The organism is Saccharothrix carnea, assembly GCF_003014735.1.
In the GTDB taxonomy this organism is placed as follows: Bacteria; Actinomycetota; Actinomycetes; order Mycobacteriales; family Pseudonocardiaceae; genus Actinosynnema; species Actinosynnema carneum.
Genome location: NZ_PYAX01000004.1, coordinates 29,866 through 50,072 on the forward strand (window position 1 = coordinate 29,866; position 20,207 = coordinate 50,072).

Sequence of the window (20,207 nt, forward strand, 5' to 3'; positions counted from 1 at the left end):
CATGACCACGTCCAAGAACGACCGCATCTCAGCGTTGCCCGAGCACCTCCGCGAGAAGCTGCGCCAGCGGCTCGCCGGTCGCGCCGCCCCGAAGGCCGACGTCATCCCTCCCGCGCCGCGGGACGAGCCGCTGCCGCTGTCCGCGGGTCAGCAGCGGCTGTGGTTCCTGGACCGGTTCCAGCCCGACAGCACCGAGTACACCAGCGCGATCGCGTTGCGGCTCACCGGTCGGCTCGACGCGGACCGGCTGGCCGACGCGGTGCGCGGCCTGGTGCGCAGGCACGAATCGCTGCGCACCACGTTCGACCAGGTCGACGGCCACCCGGTGCAGGTGGTGCACGACGACGTCCCGCTCGACCTGGTGCGCACCGACGACCTGCGCGCGGTGCTGGACCAGCCGTTCGACCTGCGGCGCGGCCCGCTGTTCCGGGCGGCGCTGCGGACCGAGTCCGCCGACGCGCACGTGCTGCTGCTGACCTCGCACCACATCGTGGTGGACGGCTGGTCGCTCGGCGTGCTGACCGACGAACTGGGCGCGCTGTACCGCGGCGAGACGTTGCCCGAGCCGCGGTTGCAGTACGCCGACTACGCCGTCTGGCAGCGCGGGCGGCCGGTGGACACCGGGTTCTGGGTCGACCGGCTGGCCGGTGTCGTGCCGCTGGACCTGCCCACCGACCGGCCGCGCCCGGCGGAGCGCACGTCGGCGGGTGCGACGCTCGAGTTCACCGTGCCCGCCCGGCTGGCCGGTGACCTGGCGGAACTGGCCAGGGTGAACGAGACCACGCTGTTCACCACGCTGACGGCCGCGTGCCAACTGCTGCTGGCCCGCTACACCGGGCAGGACGACATCGCGATCGGCACCGTCACCAGCGGCCGCGACCGGGCGGAGCTGGCCGGGCTGGTCGGCTTCCTGGTCGGCACCGTGGTGCTCCGGTCCACTGTGGACACGTCACGGTCGTTCGCCGAGTTCCTGGCCCAGGTCAACCGCACCGCGCTGGACGCGTTCGCGCACGACGACGTGCCGTTCGACCGGGTGGTGGAGGCGGTGGGCGCGTCCCGCGACCCGAGCCGCACGCCGCTGTTCGACGTGATGGTGGTCCTGCAGAACGCGGGCCGCACGATGCCGGAACTGCCGGGTCTGCACGTCGAGGAGTACCCGCTCACCCGCGAGTGGGCCAACTTCGACCTGAGCATCGACTTCACCCAGACCGACGACGGCCTGCACGGCCTGGTCGAGTACAGCACCGAGCTGTTCGACGCGGCCACGGTCGACCGGCTGACGCGGCACCTGCTCGTGCTGCTGGCGGGCATCACCGCCGACCCGCACCGGCCGATGGCCGAGCTGTCGCTGCTGATCGGCGACGAGCCGGACGGCCGCGGCCGGGCGCTCGCCGTCCCGGACACCACGTTCCCCGCGCTGTTCGAGGACCGGGCCCGCCGCACGCCGGACGCCACGGCACTGGTCTGCGACGGGACCCGGCTCACCTTCGCCGAGGTCGACGCACGGGCGAACCGGCTGGCACACCACCTGCTGCGCGAGGGCGTCGGTCCCGAGCGGGTCGTCGCGCTGTCGCTGCCGCGCGGTGTCGAGTCGGTGATCGGCATCCTGGGCGTCCTCAAGGCGGGCGCGGTGTACCTGCCCGTCGACCCGGGGCTGCCCGAGGAACGCCGGCGTTACCTGCTGGAGGACTCCGGGGCGGTGCACGTGATCGACGCGCCGGTCGACACCTCCGGCCTGCCCGACACCGCGCCGGACGTGCGGCCGCGGCCGGACCACGCGGCGTACGTGATCTACACGTCCGGCTCCACCGGCAAGCCCAAGGGCGTCGTGGTGGAGCACCGGCAGCTGGTGAACCTGCTGCACAACCACCGCGAGGACTTCGCCCGCGAGCACATGAGGGTCGCGGTGTCCGCCGTGTTCTCCTTCGACACGTCGTGGGAGGGCCCGCTGCTCATGGCGGACGGCCACGAGCTGCACGTGCTGACCGACGAGGTGCGGCTGGAGCCGGCCGAGCTGGTGCGGTACGTGCGGGAGCACCGGATCGACTTCCTCGACCTCACCCCGTCGTACGTGCGGCAGCTGCTGCCCGCCGGGCTGCTCGACGGCGCGCACAAGCCCAGGGTGCTGATGCTCGGCGGCGAGGCGCTGGACGCGGCGCTGTGGCGGGAACTGGCCCGCGCGGACGTCGAGGCCTACAACTTCTACGGGCCAACGGAGACCACGGTCGACGCGGTGTCCTGCCTGGTCACCGGCCACCGCCCGGTCATCGGCCGACCGCTGGCCAACCTCACCGCGCGGGTGCTGGACGACGACCTGCGGCCGGTGCCGGTCGGCGTGCCCGGCGAGCTGTTCATCGCGGGACCGCAGGTCGCCCGCGGCTACCTGCACCGGCCGGGCCTGACCGCCGACCGCTTCCTCGCCGACCCGTTCGGCGAGCCCGGCACCCGCATGTACCGCACCGGCGACAAGGTGCGGTGGCTAGCCGTCGGCGGAGCCGACGATCAGACACAGTCGGCACTCCTCGAATACTTGGGCCGCACCGACGACCAGGTCAAGATCCGCGGTTTCCGGATCGAGCCCGGCGAGGTCGAGGCCGCCTTGATGAGCCACCCGGAGGTGCGGGCGGCCGCAGTCGTCGCACGCAAGGACAACGGGCACGCCCGACTGGTCGCCTACGTCGTCACGACCGGCCCGGCGAACCTGCGGGAGCACCTGCGGCGCTCGCTGCCGGACTACTCGGTGCCCTCGGCGTTCGTGGAGCTGGACCGCCTACCGCTGACCGCCAACGGCAAGCTGGACAAGGCCGCCCTGCCCGCCCCCGAGGCGACCTCCGAAGGCGGGTTCGTCGCGCCGCGCACGCCGGTGGAAGCCGAACTGGCCCGGATCTGGGCCGAGGTGCTGGGCGTGGCGCGGATCGGCGTCGAGGACAACTTCTTCACGGTGGGCGGCGACTCGATCCTGTCCATCCAGGTGGTGTCCCGGGCTCGGCAGGCCGGGCTGCACCTGACCTCGCGGGACGTGTTCCGGCACCAGACCGTGGCCGAGTTGGCGCTGGTGGTGTCGGCGGCCGCCGAGACCGCGCCGGAACCCGTCTTCACCGGCCCGGCGCCGCTCACCCCGATCCAGCGGTGGTTCTTCACCGAGTACGGCCCGTTGGCGCACTTCACCATGTCGCTGCTGGTCGAGCTGGAGCCGGCGGTGGACGCCGAGGCGTTGCGGAACGCCGTGCGGACCGTGGTCGGGCACCACGACGCGCTGCGGCTGAGATTCCGCCAGGTCGACGGGCAGTGGGCGCAGGAAGCCGCGGGCACCGAGGCCGACGTGTTCCGGGTGGAGGCCGACGCGGACGTCGAGGCCGTGGCACGGGACGCGCAGCGCGGCCTCGACCTGGGCACCGGACCGTTGCTGCGGGCGGTGTTCTTCCCCGGCGCACGGCCGAAGCTGCTGCTCACCGTGCACCACCTGGCGATGGACGGCGTCTCGTGGCGGATCCTGCTCGGCGACCTGGAGCAGGCCTACCGCGGCCTGCCGCTGGAACCGGTCGGCACGCCGTTCACGCAGTGGGCGCACCGGCTGGCCGAGCACGTGCGGTCCGGGGCGTTGGACGGCGCGCGGGAGCACTGGGATGCGCTGCCCGAGCCCGAGGCGCTGCCGGTCGACCGGGACGGCGTGAACACCGCCGGTTCGGCGCGCGTGGTGTCGGTGCGGCTGGACCGGGAGACCACGGACGCGGTGCTGACCGCCGTGCCGCCGGTGTACCGGACGCAGGTCAACGACGTGCTGCTCAGCGCGCTCGGACGGGCGCTGGCCGAGTGGACCGGGCGGGAGACGGTCAGCGTCGCGCTGGAAGGCCACGGCCGCGAGGAGCTGCTGCCCGGCGTCGACCTCAACCGCACGATCGGCTGGTTCACCACGCAGTTCCCGGTGGTGCTGCCGACGTCCGACGAGTGGGGCCGGACGCTGAAGTCGGTCAAGGAGTCGCTGCGCGCCGCACCGCACCGGGGGCTGAGCTTCGGAGCCCTCGACATCGGGCGTCCGGGCGGCGGTGAGCTGCCGCAGGTCTCGTTCAACTACCACGGCCGGTTCGACGTTGCGGACGGCGGTTTCTACCGGGCCAGGCGCGACGCGGTGGGCGCGGACCTGCCCGCCGACGCGAAGCGCACCCACCTGCTGGAGGTGACCGGTCTCGTCGAAGGCGGCGAGCTGGAGCTGAGCTGGCAGTACTGCGCGGACGTGCACGACGAGGAGACCGTGCGGCGGCTGGCCGAGCGGACCCTGGACGGGTTGCGGGAGATCGTGGCGCACTGCGCCCAGCCGGGTGCCGGCGGCCGCACGCCGTCCGACTTCCCGCTGGCGAAGCTCACCCAGGAGCAGGTCGACGCGCTCGCCGGACCGGACGTGGAGGACATCTACCCCCTCACGCCGTTGCAGGCGGGCATGGTGTTCCACAGCCTGGTCGAGCCCGGCGCCTACGTGGACCGGATGCGGCTCGTGCTGGACGGCGTGAGCGACCCGGAGGCGTTGGCGCGGGCGTGGCAGCGGGTGGTGGACCGCACGCCGGTCCTGCGCACCTCGGTGGTGTGGGAGGGCGTGGACGAGCCCGTCCAGGTGGTGCACCGGCGGGTCGAGCTCCCGGTGACGGGCGCCGACGAGCGGCCCGACCGGTTCGACTTCTCGGTCGCGCCGCTGATGCGGGTGGGCATCACCCCACTGGCCGACGACCGGGTCGAGGTCGTGTGGACCTCGCACCACGTGCTGCTGGACGGCTGGAGCACCGCGCAGGTGTTCGCCGAGGTGCTGGAGCACTACCGGGCGATCACCGGCGGTGACGTGCCCGCGCTGCCGGCCCGCCGGCCGTTCCGCGACTACCTGGGCTGGCTGGCCGAGCAGGACCCGGCCGAGGCCGAGGCGCACTGGCGGTCGCTGCTGTCCGGTGCGCAGGGCCCGACCCCGCTGCCGTTCGACCGGCTGCCCGCCGAGGAGCACCGCGCGCAGCGGACCGGGGTGGTGCGGCTGGAGCTGACCACCGACGAGTCGGCGGCGCTGCGCGACACCGCGCGGCGTCACGGGCTGACCGTCAACACCGTGGTGCAGGGCCTGTGGGCGCTGCTGCTGTCGCGGCACTCGGGCGAGCGTGACGTCGTGTTCGGCGGCACGGTGTCCGGCAGGCCCGCCGAGCTGCCCGGCGTCGAGTCGATGATCGGCATGCTGATCAACACCGTGCCCGTGAAGGTGGGCGTGGACGGCGACGCCCCGGCTACCGCGTGGCTGCGGGAGCTGCAGGCCGGGCAGAGCGAGTCGCGGCGGTTCGACTTCGTGTCCTTGGCGCAGGTCGGCCAGTGGGTGGGCACGCGGCTGTTCGACAGCGCCGTGGTGTTCGAGAACTACCCGCTCAGCGAGGTCACCGAGACCACCGGCGTGCGGGTCCGCGAGGTGCACGTGGAGGAGAGCACCAACTTCGCCCTCACGCTCGTGGCGCACCTGACCGACCGCCTCGGCGCCCGGCTGCTGTACGACCCCGCGCTGTTCGACGAGGCCACCGCGCGCCGGCTCGTCACCCACCTGGGTGTGCTGTTGCGCGGGATCGCCGAAGACGCCGAACGACCCGTGCGCGCCCTGCCGATGGCCACCGACGAGGAGCTGCGCGCGGTCCTGGTCGACTGGAACGACACCGGCGCGGGCGGCCCGGTGACGACCGTCCCGGCCCTGTTCGCCGCCCGGGTCAGGAGCGCACCGCACGACCCCGCGGTCGTGTGCGGGGACATCACGCTCGACTACGCCGAGCTGGACGCGCGGGCCAACCGGCTGGCGCACGCCCTGGTGCGGCGGGGTGTCCGCCCCGACGACCGGGTCGGCCTGCTGGCCGCCAGGTCCGTCGACCTGGTGGTGGCGCAGCTCGCGGTCGCCAAGGCGGGCGGCGCCTACGTGCCGCTGGACGTCCGCGCGCCGCGCGAGCGGCTGCGGCTGCTGCTGGCCGACACCGGGGCCTCGGTCCTGCTGGCCGACGCGGGCTGGGTCGACGTGGCCCGGGAGGTCCACGCAGGGCCGGTGGTGCTGCTCGGCGAGTCGCCCGACGAGCCGGACACCGACCCCGGCATCGCGGTGCACCCGGAGAACCTGGCGTACGTCATGCACACGTCCGGGTCGACCGGCACGCCGAAGGGCGTGGCGGTGCGGCACCGCGACGTGGTGGCCCTGGCGACCGACCGGGCGTTCGACCGCGGCCACGAGCGGGTGCTGCTGCACTCCCCCACGGCGTTCGACGCGTCCACCTACGAGCTGTGGGTGCCGCTGCTGCGCGGCGGCGCGGTGGTGGTGGCCCCGCCCGAGGACCTCGACGCCGAGGCGCTGCGCCGGGTCGTCACCGAGGGCGGCGTCACCGCCCTGTGGCTGACCGCCGGCCTGTTCCGCGCGGTGGCTCAGGAGGCGCCGGACTGCCTGGCGACCGTGCGCCAGGTGTGGACCGGCGGTGACGTGGTGCCCGCCGCGGCGGTGCGCCGGGTGCTCGACGCCTGCCCCGGCATCGTCGTGGTCGACGGCTACGGCCCCACCGAGACCACCACGTTCGCCTCCCGCCGGGTGCTCACCGCGGCCGACCCGGTGCCGGACCCGGTGCCGATCGGCACGCCGCTGGACGGCATGCGCGCCTACGTGCTCGACGAGGACCTGCGGCCCGTGCCGCCGGGTGTGGTCGGCGAGCTGTTCGTCGCGGGCGCCGGCCTGGCCCGCGGCTACCTCGCCCGACCCGGCCTGACCGCGCAGCGGTTCCCGGCCGACCCGTTCGGGGTGCCCGGCGAGCGCATGTACCGCACCGGTGACGTGGTGCGGTGGACCGCGCGCGGCGAGCTGGAGTTCGTCGGCCGGGCCGACGACCAGGTCAAGATCCGCGGCTTCCGGGTCGAGCTCGGCGAGGTCGAGGCCGTGCTGGCCGGGTACCCGGCGGTCGCCGAGGCCGTGGTGGTGCCCCGCCAGGACGAGCGGGGCGTCAAGCGGCTCGTCGCCTACGTCGTCGCCGCCCGGGGGGCGACGCTCGACGTGGCGGAGCTGCGCGGGCTGGCCGGGCGCGAACTGCCCGACTACATGGTCCCGGCGGCGGTCGTGGTGCTCGACGAGCTGCCGCTGAGCCGCAACGGCAAGGTGGACCGCCGGGCGCTGCCGGACCCCGAGCCCACCCGCGTGCGCGAGCACGTCGCGCCGCGCACCGACGCCGAGCGCGTCGTCGCCGGGATCTGGGGCGACGTGCTGGGCGTGACCGAGGTCGGGGCCGAGGACGACTTCTTCGCCCTCGGCGGCGACTCCATCCTCAGCATCCGGGTGACCTCCCGGTTGCGCGCGGCGTTCGGCGTGCAGCTCTCGCCGCGCGCGCTGTTCGAACACCCCACGGTTTCCGGCCTCGCCACCGCGATCTCCGGAACGACAGCGGTGGACGCCATCCCGGTGATCCCGCGTGATGGCGTCCACCCGCAGTCGCCCGCCCAGCAGCGGCTGTGGTTCCTGGACCAGTTCGAGCCCGACAGCACCGAGTACCTCACGCCGATGGCGATGCGCCTGCACGGCCCGCTGGACGTCGGCGCGCTGCGCCGCGCGCTCGACGGCCTGGTGGCCCGCCACGAGTCGCTGCGCACCACGTTCGACGACGGCGTGCAGGTCGTGCACGAGCAGCGCGAGGTGCCGCTGACCGTCGAGGAGGGCTCCTGGCAGGACGTGCTCCACGAGGAGGTGAGCACGCCGTTCGACCTGCGGCGGGGTCCCCTGCTGCGGACGCGGCTGGTGCGCGTGGCGCCCGAGGAGCACGTGCTCGTGCTGACCCTGCACCACATCGTCACCGACGGCTGGTCCAGCGGCGTGCTGGCACGCGACCTCGGCGCGCTGTACGCGGGCCGGGAGCTGCCGCCGCTGCCCGTGCAGTACGTGGACTACGCGGCCTGGCACGAGGCGCCTCCGACCGACTACTGGGCGGAGAAGCTGGCGGGGGTGCCGCCGCTGGAGCTGCCCACCGACCGGCCTCGGCCCGCGGTCCGCGGCGCGGCGGGCGCGATGCACGAGTTCACCGTGCCCGCACCGGTCGCCGGGGCGCTGCGCGCACTGGCCGCGGGCCGCGGTGACACCCTGTTCACCGCGCTCGTGGCCGCCACCCAGGCGCTGCTGGCCCGCTACACCGGGCAGGACGACATCGCGGTCGGCACCGCGGTGTCCGGGCGCGGCCGGGCCGAGCTGGACGACGTGGTCGGCCTGTTCGTCAACACCGTCGTGCTGCGGTCCACCGTGGACCTCCGGCGGTCGTTCGCCGAGTTCCTGGCCGACGTGCGGACCACCGTGCGCGACGGGTTCGCGCACCAGGACGTGCCGTTCGAGCGGGTGGTCGACGCCGTGCGGCCGGACCGCGACCCGAGCCGCAACGCCCTGTTCGACGCGATGGTGCTGCTGCAGAACACCGGCGGCGCGCTGCCGGACCTTCCCGGCCTGCGGGTCGAGGAGGTCGGGCTGCCGCTGCTGACCTCGACGTGCGACGTGACGTTCGAGTTCGGCGAAGCGGGCGGCGAGCTGCGCGGCGCCGTCGAGTACAGCACCGACCTGTTCGACGCCGACACGATCGACCGGATGTCCCGGCACCTGGTGGCGCTGCTGGCGGGCGTCACCGCCGACCCCGATCGGCCGCTGGCCGAGGTGCCCCTGCTGCTCGGTGACGAACCGGACGGGCGGGGCGAGCCGATGGTGGTCCCGGACACGCCGTTCCCGGTGCTGTTCGCGGAGCAGGCCGCCCGCACCCCGGACGCCACGGCGCTGGTGTGCGGACCGACGCGGCTGACCTTCGCCGAGGTCGACGCCCGCGCCAACCGGCTGGCGCACCACCTGCTCGCGCACGGCGCGGGCCCGGAGCGGGTCGTGGCGGTGTCGCTGCCGCGCTCGGCGGACTCGGTGGTGGCGATCCTGGCCGTGCAGAAGGCGGGCGCGGTGTACCTGCCCGTCGACCGGGGCCTGCCGCGCGACCGCGTCGAGTACCTGCTCGCCGACTCGGACCCGGTGCTGGTGCTGGACGAGGCGCCGGACCTGTCCGGGTACCCGGCCACCCGACCGGACGTGGTGGTGCGGCCGGACCAGGCCGCCTACGTCATCTACACCTCCGGCTCCACCGGCCTGCCCAAGGGGGTGGTGGTCGAGCACCGGCAGCTGGCGAACCTGTTCCACGACCACCGGAAGGCGCTCGACGGCTTCGGCCGCCTGCGGGCCGCGCTGACCGCCGTGTTCTCCTTCGACACGTCGTGGGAAGGGCCGCTGCTGATGGCCGCGGGCCACGAGCTGCACGTGATCACCGACGAAGTGCGCCTGGAGCCCGACGCGCTGGTGGGCTACGTGCGGCGGCACCGCGTCGACTTCCTCGACCTGACGCCGTCCTACGCGCGGCAGCTGCTGCCCGCCGGGCTGCTCGACGGCGACCACGTGCCCGCGGTGGTGATGCTCGGCGGCGAGGCGCTGCCGACGCCGCTGTGGCGCGAGCTGGCCGGGTCCCGGACCGCGGTGTTCAACTACTACGGCCCGACCGAGGTGACCGTCGACTCGGTCGCCACGCTGGTCGCGGGCGACCGGGCGCTGATCGGCCGACCGACTGCCAACCTCACCGCGTACGTGCTGGACGACGACCTCCGGCCGCTGCCGGTGGGTGTGCCCGGCGAGCTGTACCTGGCGGGTCCCCAGGTGGCGCGCGGCTACCTGGACCGGCCCTCCCTGACCGCCCAGCGCTTCCTCGCCGACCCGTTCGGCGAGCCGGGTGCCCGCATGTACCGCACGGGTGACCGCGTGCGGTGGTTGGCCGATGGGACGCTCGAATACCTGGGCCGCACCGACGACCAGGTCAAGATCCGCGGCTACCGCATCGAACCCGGCGAGGTCGAGGCCGCCCTGCTGGCCCACCCGGAGGTCGCCGAGGCGGCCGTGGTCGCCCGCGAGCACCACGGCCACCAGCGGCTCGTCGCCTACACCGTCGGCGGCGCGACCGGGCTGTCGGCGTGGCTGAAGCAGCGGCTGCCCGACTACCTGGTGCCGTCGGCGTTCGTGGCGCTGGACGCGCTGCCGCTGACGCCCAGCGGCAAGGTGGACCGGCGGGCGCTGCCCGCGCCGGTGTTCACCGACGACGCCGGTTACGTGGCGCCGGAGCCGGGCGTGCCCGCGCGGCTGGCGGAGATCTGGGCCGAGGTGCTCGGCGTCGAGCGGGTCGGCGCGCGGGACAACTTCTTCGCGCTGGGCGGCGACTCGATCCTGAGCATGCAGGTGGTGTCCAGGGCCCGCCAGGCGGGGCTGAAGCTGACCTCGAAGGACATCTTCCTGCGGCAGACCGTCGAGGACCTGGCGCTGGTGGCCACCGAGCACACCGGGCAGGTCCACGAAGCCGTCACCGGTCCCGTCCCGCTCACCCCGGTCCAGCGCTGGTTCTTCGCCCACTGCGCCGAGGCCGGCGGGGAACCACCCGCGCACTTCACCATGTCGGTGGTCGTGGAGCTGGACGAGGTCGAGCCGGACGCGGTGCGTGACGCCGTGCAGGCCCTCGTCGCCCACCACGACGCGCTGCGCACCCGGTTCACGCTGGTGGACGGCACGTGGTGGCAGCAGGTCGCCGAGGTCGGCAGCACCGGCACGACCGGCGCCGAGGTGTTCCGGATCGCGACCGACGACCCGCACGCCGAGGGCGCCCGCGCCCGCGCGTCGCTGGACCTGCGGCACGGCCCGCTGCTGCGGGCGGTGCTGTTCCCCAGCGGGCGGCTGTTCCTGACCGCCCACCACCTCGTGGTGGACGCGGTGTCGTGGCGGATCATCGTCTCCGACCTCCAGGCGCTGCTGGCCGGCGGCACGCTCGGCCCGAAGACCACGGCGTTCGCCGACTGGGCGCGCCGCCTGCACCGGCACGTGCGCGACGGCGGGTTCGACGCCGCGCTGCCGCACTGGGCGGAGGTGCCGGTGGAGGAACGCGTGCCGACCCTGGCGGACACGGCCCGCACCGTCACGGTGCGGCTGGGCCGCGCCGAGACCGACGCGCTGCTGCGCGCCGTGCCCGAGGCGTACCGGACGCAGGTCAACGACGTGCTGCTGACGGCGCTCGCGTCGGCGTTCGGCGGGCGGGCGCTGGTGGCGCTGGAGGGCCACGGCCGCGAGGAGCTGTTCGACGGCGTGGACCTCTCGCGGACCGTGGGCTGGTTCACCGCCCAGTTCCCGGTGCGGCTCGAGGTCGCGGAGGGTGACTGGGGCGCCGCGCTCAAGGCGGTGAAGGAGCGGCTGCGCGCCGTGCCCGACAAGGGCTTGAGCTACGAGGCGTTGCGGTACGACGACCGCGGCCTCACCGGCTCCCTGCCCCGGGTGTGCTTCAACTACCTGGGCCAGTGGGACGGCGGGGTCACCGAGGCCGACCACGGCCGGGAGGTGCCGGACGACTTCGTGCGCCCGCACCTGCTCGACATCACCGCCGCGGTCTCCGGTGGCGAGCTGGTGGTGGAGTGGGACTACTCCACCGAGGCGCACGACGAGACCGCGGTGCGGGCGACGGCCGACCGGATGCTCGACGCGCTGCGCGACATCACGCGGTTCTGCGCCCGGCCCGACGCCTGGGGCCGCACCCCCTCGGACTTCCCGCTGGCGAGGCTGACCCAGGACCAGGTCGACCGGATCGTCGACCGGGACGTGGAGGACGTCTACCCGCTCACCCCGCTCCAGACGGGGATGCTGTTCCACGACCTGGTGGACGAGGGCACGGCGTACTTCAACCAGACGCGGGTGCGGCTGACCGGGGTGACCGACCCGCGCCGGCTGGGCGAGGCGTGGCAGCGGGTGGTGGACCGCACCCCCGTGCTGCGCTCCGGTGTCGTCTGGGAAGGGCTGGACGAGCCGGTGCAGGTCGTGCGGCGCGGCGTGCGGGTGCCGATCACCTACGCGGACGTGACCGACGAGCTGGTCGCCGCCGATGCCGCGGCCGGGATGGACCTGTCCGGGCCGACGCTGGTGCGGCTGGTGATCGGGCGCGTGTCCGACACCGAGGTCGACCTGCTGTGGACCTCGCACCACCTGGTCCTGGACGGCTGGAGCACGCCGCAGGTGTTCGGTGACGTGCTGGCCGAGTACGCGGGCGTCGAACCCCCCTCGCGCCGGCCGTTCCGCGACTACCTGGCGTGGCTGGGCGAGCAGGACCCGACCGCCGCGGAAGAGCACTGGCGGCGGGTGCTGGCCGGTGTCGAGTCGCCGACGCCGCTGCCGTACGACCGGGCGCCCGAGCAGGCGCACCGCGCCGAGTCGTCCGCCCGGGTGGTGCTGGACCTGCCCGTCGACCGGCTGGCCGCGGCGGCCCGCGGGCACGGCCTGACGGTCAACACGGTGGTGCAGGGCGCGTGGGCGCTGCTGCTGGCGCGCACCGCGGGCCGCCGCGACGTGGTGTTCGGCAGCACCGTGTCCGGCCGCCCGGCCGAGCTGCCCGGCGTCGAGTCGATCGTGGGCATGTTCATCAACACGGTGCCCGCCCGCGTGGTGGTGGAGCCCGACGCGGTCACCGCCGACTGGCTGCGCCGGGTGCAGGAGGAGCAGACGGAGTCCCGCCGGTTCGACTTCGTGTCGCTGGCGCAGGTGCAGCAGTGGGCCGGCACGCGGCTGTTCGACAGCCTGCTCGCGTTCGAGAACTACCCGGTGGACTCCGACGTGCCGGACGGTTCGCCCGGGGTCCACCCGGTCGAGGCCCTCGACACCACCACCTACCCGCTGACCGTGCGCGCGTACGTGGACGACTCGCTGCACGTGGAGCTGACCTACGACCCGCGGCTGTTCGACGACGGCACGATCGCCACCCTCGGCGACCGGCTGGCCCGGCTGCTCGACGCGATCGGCACCGACCCGCGGCGGCGGGTGTTCGAGCTGCCGTGGTTGTCCGACGACGAGCGCGAGAAGGTGCTGGTGTCGTGGAACGGCACGTCGTCCGGCGCCGCGGTCGAGGACACCGTCCCGTCCCTGTTCACCGCCCAGGCGGCACGCACGCCGGACGCGGTGGCGGTGACGTGCGAGGGCGCGAGCCTGACCTACCGCGAGCTGGACGAGCGGTCCAACGGCGTGGCGCACCACCTGATCGCGGCCGGGGCGGGGCCGGAGTCGCTGGTGGCGTTGAGGTTCCCGCGATCGCTCGACCTCGTGGTGGCGGTGCTGGGCGTGCTGAAGTCGGGCGCGGCCTACCTGCCGCTGGACGTGTCGTACCCGGCCGACCGGGTCGCGTACATGATCGCCGACGCCCGGCCCGTGCACACCCTGGAACGGCTGCCGGACCTGTCCGGGCTGCCGGTGACCGCGCCGGACGTGCCGCTGCGGCCGGAGAACACCGCGTACGTGATCTACACGTCCGGTTCCACGGGCAGGCCAAAGGGTGTCGTGGTGCCGCACTCGAACGTGGTGCGGCTGTTCACCGGGACCGACCACTGGTTCGGCTTCGGCCCGGACGACGTGTGGACGTTGTTCCACAGCTACGCGTTCGACTTCTCGGTGTGGGAGCTGTGGGGTCCGCTGCTGCACGGCGGGCGGCTCGTCGTGGTGCCCTACGAGGTGTCGCGGTCGCCCCGCGAGTTCGCCCGGCTGGTGGCCGACGAGGGCGTGACGGTGCTGAACCAGACACCGTCTGCGTTCTACGCGTTGCTGGAGGAGGCACCCGACCTCGCCGTGCGGTACGTGATCTTCGGCGGTGAGGCGCTGGACGTGCGGAAGCTGTCCGCGTGGCGCGGCTCCGGCGCGCTGGTCAACATGTACGGCATCACCGAAACCACGGTCCACGTCACGTACACGCCCGCGGACGGCTCGATCGGCGTGCCCATTCCGGACCTGCGCGTCTACGTGCTGGACGACGAGCTGCAGCCCGTCGCGCCCGGTGTGGTCGGCGAGATGTTCGTGGCCGGACCGGGCGTGGCGCGCGGCTACCTCGACCGGCCCGGCCTGACCGCTCAGCGCTTCCCGGCCGACCCGTTCGGCCCGCCCGGCACGCGCATGTACCGCACGGGCGACCTGGCCCGGTGGGTCGACGGGCGGCTGGAGTACTTCGGCCGCGCGGACCAGCAGGTGAAGATCCGCGGTTTCCGGATCGAGCTGGGCGAGGTCGAGGCGGTGCTGGCCGCGCACGGGGCCGTGGCGCAGGTCGCGGTGATCGTGCGGGAGGACCGGCTGGTCGCCTACTACGTGCCCGCCGCGACCGCGGACGCCTCCGGGTTGCGCGAACACGTCGAGCGGTCGTTGCCGGACTACATGGTGCCGACCGCGTACGTGCCGCTGGAGCGGTTGCCGCTCAACGCCAACGGCAAGCTGGACCGGGCCGCGCTGCCCGCGCCGGAACGCGAGGCGTCCGCGGCCGGCGGGTTCGTCGCACCGCGCACCGACGCCGAGCGGCTGGTCGCCGAGGTGTGGGCCGACGTGCTGGGGCTGGCGGCGGTGGGTGTCGAGGACAACTTCTTCACCCTGGGCGGCGACTCGATCTCCAGCATCCGGGTGGTGTCGAAGCTGCGGTCGTCGTTCGACGTCTCGCCGCGCGACCTGTTCGACCACCCGACCGTGGCGGCGCTGGCGGCCCGGCTGTCCGGGTCCGTGTCGCACGACGCGGTGATCCCCCGGGTCGACGGTGACGTGCCGTTGTCGTTCGCGCAGCAGCGGTTGTGGTTCCTGGACCAGTTCCAGCCCGGTGGTACCGAGTACGTGACGCCGCTGGCCGTGCGGCTGCGCGGTGAGCTGGACGTGCCGCGGCTGGAGCGGGCGCTGACCGCGCTGGTCGAGCGGCACGACGTGCTGCGGACCACGTTCCCGGCGGTGGACGGGCTGCCGGTGGCGGTGGTGCGGCCGGCGGACGTCACGCTGCCCGTGGTGGACGGGATGCCCGTGGTGGAGCCGTTCGACCTGGCCGAGGGGCCGCTGTTCCGGCCGGTGCTGGTCCGCCGCGGACCGGACGACCACGTGCTGGCGTTGACGATGCACCACATCGTCACCGACGGGTGGTCCGGCGGTGTGCTGATGTCCGACCTGGCCGCGCTGTACGGCGGTGAGGAGCTGCCGCCGCTGCCCATCCGGTACGGCGACTTCGCGGCCTGGCAACGGGAGCAGCCGCTGGACGCCCGGCTGGACTTCTGGCGCGCCGAGCTGGCCGACGTGCCCGCGCTGGAGCTGCCGACCGACCGACCGCGGCCCCCGGTGCAGACCACGGCGGGCGCGCGGACCGAGTTCGCCGTGCCCGCCGCCGTCACGCGACGGTTGCGGGAGCTGGCGCGGGCCGTGGACGGCACGGTGTTCATGGCGCTGGTGGCGGCCTGCGAGGTGCTGTTGCACCGGTGGTCCGGGCAGGACGACTTCGCGGTCGGCACGGTGGCGTCCGGGCGGGACCGGCCGGAGACGCAGGACCTGGCCGGGTTCTTCGTCAACACGGTCGCGCTGCGGGCGCGGATCGAGCCGTCGATGACGTTCCCGGAGTTCCTGGCCCGCACGCGCAAGACCGTGCTGGACGCGTTCGCGCACCAGGACGTGCCGTTCGAACGGGTGGTGGACGCGGTGCAGCCCGACCGCGACACCAGCCGCACGCCGCTGTTCCAGGCGGTGGTGGCGTTGCAGAACGCGCCGCAGGCGCCGGGCTTCCCGGGGCTGGCGGCGGAGGACGTCGCGCAGCCGACCGTGAGCAGCAGCTTCGACCTCACGGTGGAGTTCACCGAGGACGGGGACGGGCTGCACGGTTCGGTCGAGTACAACACCGACCTGTTCGACGCGGGCACGGTCGAGCGGCTGGTCGAGCACCTGGACGTGCTGCTGACCGGCATCGCCGCCGACCCGGACCGCCCACTGTGGGCGTTGCCGGTGCTGCCCGGTGCCGAGCGGGAGCTGCTGGCCGCGTGGGGCTCGACCGGCCCGGCCGTCGACGGCCCCGGTTTCGTGGAGCTGGTCGAGGCGCAGGCCGCGCGCACGCCGGACGCGTTGGCCCTGACCGGCGCGGCCGACGTGACCTACGCCGAGCTGAACGCCCGCGCGAACCGGTTGGCGCACCACCTGATCGGGCTGGGCGCCCGACCGGAGCGGATCGTCGCGCTGCGGCTGCCCCGGTCGGTGGACCTGCTGGTGGCGGAGCTGGCGGTGCTCAAGGCCGGTGCCGCGTTCCTGCCGGTCGACCCGGACTACCCGGCCGAGCGGATCGCGTTCATGCTCGACGACGCCCGGCCGCTGGCGGTGCTGGACGGTCCGGTCGACGTCTCCGGGCAACCCGACACGAATCCGCGCGTGGCGGTGCGGCCGGAACACCCGGCGTACGTGATCTACACGTCCGGGTCGACCGGGCGGCCGAAGGGCGTGGTGGTGTCGCACGCCGGGCTGGCCACGTTCTCGGCGGCCGAGATCGCGCACTTCGAGGTGTCGCCGGGCGACCGGGTGCTGGAGTTCTCCTCGCCCAGCTTCGACGCGTCGGTGCTGGAGCTGTGCCTGGCGTGGCCCGCCGGCGCGGCGCTCGTGGTGCCGCCGCCGGGGCCGCTGCTGGGCGACCAGCTCGCCGAGGTGATCGACGGGTTCGGCGTGACGCACGCGTTGATCCCGCCGGTGGCGCTGGCGACCGTGCCGGACGTGGCCCTGCCGACCTTCCGCACGCTGGTGGTGGGCGGTGACGCGTGCTCGGCGGACCTGGTGGACCGGTGGGCGCCCGGTCGGCGGATGGTCAACGCCTACGGCCCGACCGAGTCCACCGTGGTCGCGTCGTGGAGCGATCCGCTGGAGCCCGGTGGCCTGCCGCCGATCGGTCGGCCGATCCCGGGCACGCGGGTGCACGTGCTGGACGCGGAGCTGCAGCCGGTGCCTGTCGGGGTGGCCGGTGAGCTGTACGTGTCCGGTGTCGGGCTGGCGCGCGGGTACCTGGACCGGCCGGGGCTGACCGCGTCGCGGTTCCTGGCGAACCCGTTCGGACCGGCCGGCTCGCGCATGTACCGCACGGGTGACGTGGTGCGCTGGAACGCGTCCGGTGTGCTGGAGTTCGTCGGCCGGGCGGACGAGCAGGTGAAGATCCGCGGGTTCCGGGTCGAGCTCGGCGAGATCGAGACCGCGCTGCTGCGGCACCCGGACGTGCGGGAAGCGGTCGTGGTGGCCAGGGCGGACGCGCGGGGCCACAAGCGGCTCGTCGCGTACGTCGTGGGGTCGGCCCGGGCGGACGAGGTCCGCGAGTTCCTGGGCGGGTCGCTGCCCGACTACCTGGTGCCGTCGGTGTTCGTGCCGGTGGACGCGCTGCCGATCAGCCCGAACGGCAAGGTGGACCGGGCCAAGCTGCCCGAGCCGGACTTCGGCGCGCTCGTCGGCGCCGGGTACGTCGCGCCGGACGGGCCGGTGGAGGAGGCGCTGGCGGCGGTGTGGGCCGACGTGCTCGGCGTGCCGAAGGTCGGTGCCCAGGACAACTTCTTCACCCTCGGCGGCGACTCGATCCTGAGCATGCAGGTGGTGGCGCGGGCGCGACAGGCCGGGTACCGTTTCAGCACCCGCGACCTGTTCACGCACCAGACCGTCGCGTCGCTGGCGCCGCACGTCGCGGTCGAGGTCGCGTCGTCGGCCGACCGCGCGCCGGTGGTGGGCGAGGTGCCGTTGACGCCGATCCAGCACTGGTTCCTGCACTCCGGGCGGCGCAGCCCGCACCACTTCAACCAGTCGCAACTGGTCGAGCTGGACCCGGCGGTGGACGTGGCGGCGTTGCGGCGGGCGTTGGGCGTGCTGGTGGCGCACCACGACGCGTTGCGGCTGAGGTTCACGTCGGTCGACGGCGCGTGGCGGCAGCACAACGACGACGTGCGCGAGGTCGACGTCCTCACGGTCGTGGACGGCGTGGACGAGTTGGAGGAGGTCGCCGACGAGGTGCACGCGTCATTCGACCTGTCGACCGGGCCGCTGGTGCGGGCCGTGCTGTTCCAGGGCGATCAGCCGCTGTTGTTGCTGGTCGCGCACCACCTGGTGGTCGACGGGGTGTCGTGGCGGATCCTGCTCGACGACCTGGAGACCGCCTACCGGGGCGAGGACCTGGGCGCCAAGACCACCTCGTACCAGGAGTGGTCGCGGCGGCTGGAGGCCCACGTGCACAGCGGTGCCCTGGACGACGAGGTCGAGCACTGGACCCGATCGTTCCCGCCGTTCCCGAAGCCGGGCGGTGCGCCGGAAGCGGTGACGGTGGAGCTGTCGGAGGAGGACACGGACGCGTTGCTGCGCGGCGCGCCCGCCGCCTACCGGACCCGGATCAACGACGTGCTGCTGGCCGCGTTGGCGTGGGCGCTGTCGAGGTGGACGGGGTCGTCGCGGGTCGCGGTGGACCTGGAGGGCCACGGGCGGGAGGACGTGCTCGACGTCGACCTCTCGCGCACGGTCGGCTGGTTCACCACGGTGTTCCCGGTGACGCTGGAGGTGCCGGACGGCGGCTGGCGCGACCGGGTGAAGGCGGTGCGGCGGCAGCTGCGGGCCGTGCCGGGCAACGGGTTCGGCTACGGCGCGCTGCGCCAGCACGGCCTGGTGCCCGACAACGGGCGGCCCGCGGTGTCGTTCAACTACCTGGGCCAGTTCGACGGCGGGTCGGCCGAGTCGACCGGCCTGTACCGGGAGGTGCGGCCCGCGGTCGGGGTGGAGCACGACCCGGCCGACGCCGGCGACCACCTGGTCGACGTGGTCGGTGAGGCGGGCAAGACGCTCGGCTTCACCTGGTACTACTACCCGTCGGTGCACCCGGGCGCGGAGATCGAGGGCGTGGCCGCCGACTTCGCCACCGCGCTGCGGGCGATCGCCGCGGACTGCCGGGGTGCGCTGTGACGACGTCGTTGGCGCGCAACCGCAACTACACGCTGTTGTGGGGCGGTCAGGCGCTGTCCGAGGTCGGGTTCAGCGCCTCGATGCTGGCCCTGCCGCTGCTGGTGCTGTTCCTGACCGACTCGCCGGTGCTGTCCGGGCTGGTGCTCACCGTGGGCGCCACCGCGCAGCTGCTGGTCGGGCTGCCGGCCGGCGCGCTGGTCGACCGGTGGGACCGCCGCCGGATCATGCTGTGCTGCGAGGCCGCCCAGGTGTTCGCCCTGGGCGGGTTGGTGGTGGCGGTGTGGGTCGACGCGGTCACGATCCCGCACCTCCTGGCGGTCGCCGCGGTGCTCGGCGTGTGCCGGGCGCTGTTCGAACCGGCCGAGGACGCGTGCCTGCCGCGGCTGGTGCCGGAGTCGCAACTGGCGACCGCCGTGGCGATGAACGGCGCGCGGTCGTCGTTGGGGCAGATGGCGGGCACGGCGCTGGGCGGCGTGCTGCTGGCGGTGGCCCGCTGGCTGCCGTTCCTGGTCGACCTGGTCACGCACGCGGTGGCGTTCGTGGCGCTGCTGTTCATCCGGGTGCCGCCGTCCGCGCCGGTCGAGTCGCACCCGCACCTGCTGCGGTCGATCGGCGAGGGCCTGCGGTGGGTGTGGAGCCGCCGCGAGATCCGGGTGACGGCGCTGTGCGCGGTGGTGCTGAACCTGTTCTTCACCGCGTTCTACGTGGTCGTCATCGTGCTGGTGGACAGCCGTGGCGCGTCCGGGGCCCAGATCGGCGTGATGGCGGCGATGCTCGGCGTCGGCGGCGTGCTCGGCGCCCTGGTGGCACCGTGGCTGCACCGCGCGCTCGGGCCGCACCGGTCGATCGCGTCGGTGTTCTGGGTGCTGTCGGTGCTGGTGCCGGTGGCGCTGCTGGTCGAGTCGCCCTACCTGCTCGGGGCGCTGTTCGCCCTGATGAGCTTCCTCGCCCCGACCGCCAACACCACGATCAGCACCCACCAGCTGCTGCTCACCCCCGACGAGCTGCGCGGACGGCTCAGCGGGGTGATGGGCGTCGTCGTCGGCGGCGCCGGTGCCGCCGGCCCCCTGGTCGGCGGCGTGCTGACCGAGGCCCTGTCCGCGCGGACCGCCGTGGTGGTGTGCGCGGCGGGCATCATCCTGATCACGATCTTCGTCACCGTCAGCCCGACTCTGCGCGGGTACGCGAAAGCACAAGAGGAGAACAACGCATCATGAGGGACGACATCACCTACCAGGTCCTGGTCAACGACGAGGGCCAGTACTCGCTGTGGCCCGCGCACCACGACGTGCCCGCCGGGTGGCGGTTCGAGGGCACCAAGGGCACCAAGGACGAGTGCTCGGCGCACGTCGACGAGGTGTGGACCGACATGCGGCCCGCGTCGTTGCGCGCGGCGATGGACTGA

The 20,207-nt window shown here is 74.0% G+C and carries 3 protein-coding genes; all 3 read left to right on the plus strand.

The window, feature by feature from the left end; translation table 11 throughout:
- Position 1: 1 nt before the first annotated feature.
- From B0I31_RS12160 to B0I31_RS12170, 3 genes are read left to right on the plus strand one after another with little or no spacing between them, the layout of a single operon-like run.
- Positions 2-18,802 carry a non-ribosomal peptide synthetase gene (locus B0I31_RS12160; RefSeq protein WP_106615479.1) on the plus strand — a complete coding sequence of 6,267 codons (18,801 nt, stop codon included), beginning with the start codon at positions 2-4 and terminating at the stop codon, positions 18,800-18,802.
- Positions 18,799-20,019, plus strand: a complete 1,221-nt coding sequence (locus tag B0I31_RS12165; protein ID WP_106615480.1) for an MFS transporter — start codon at positions 18,799-18,801, stop codon at positions 20,017-20,019. The genes B0I31_RS12160 and B0I31_RS12165 overlap by 4 nt, the downstream gene beginning before the upstream one ends.
- Positions 20,016-20,207, plus strand: coding sequence for an MbtH family protein (locus B0I31_RS12170; RefSeq protein ID WP_053721198.1), 192 nt, complete (start codon positions 20,016-20,018; stop codon positions 20,205-20,207). Before B0I31_RS12165 ends, B0I31_RS12170 begins: the two co-directional genes overlap by 4 nt.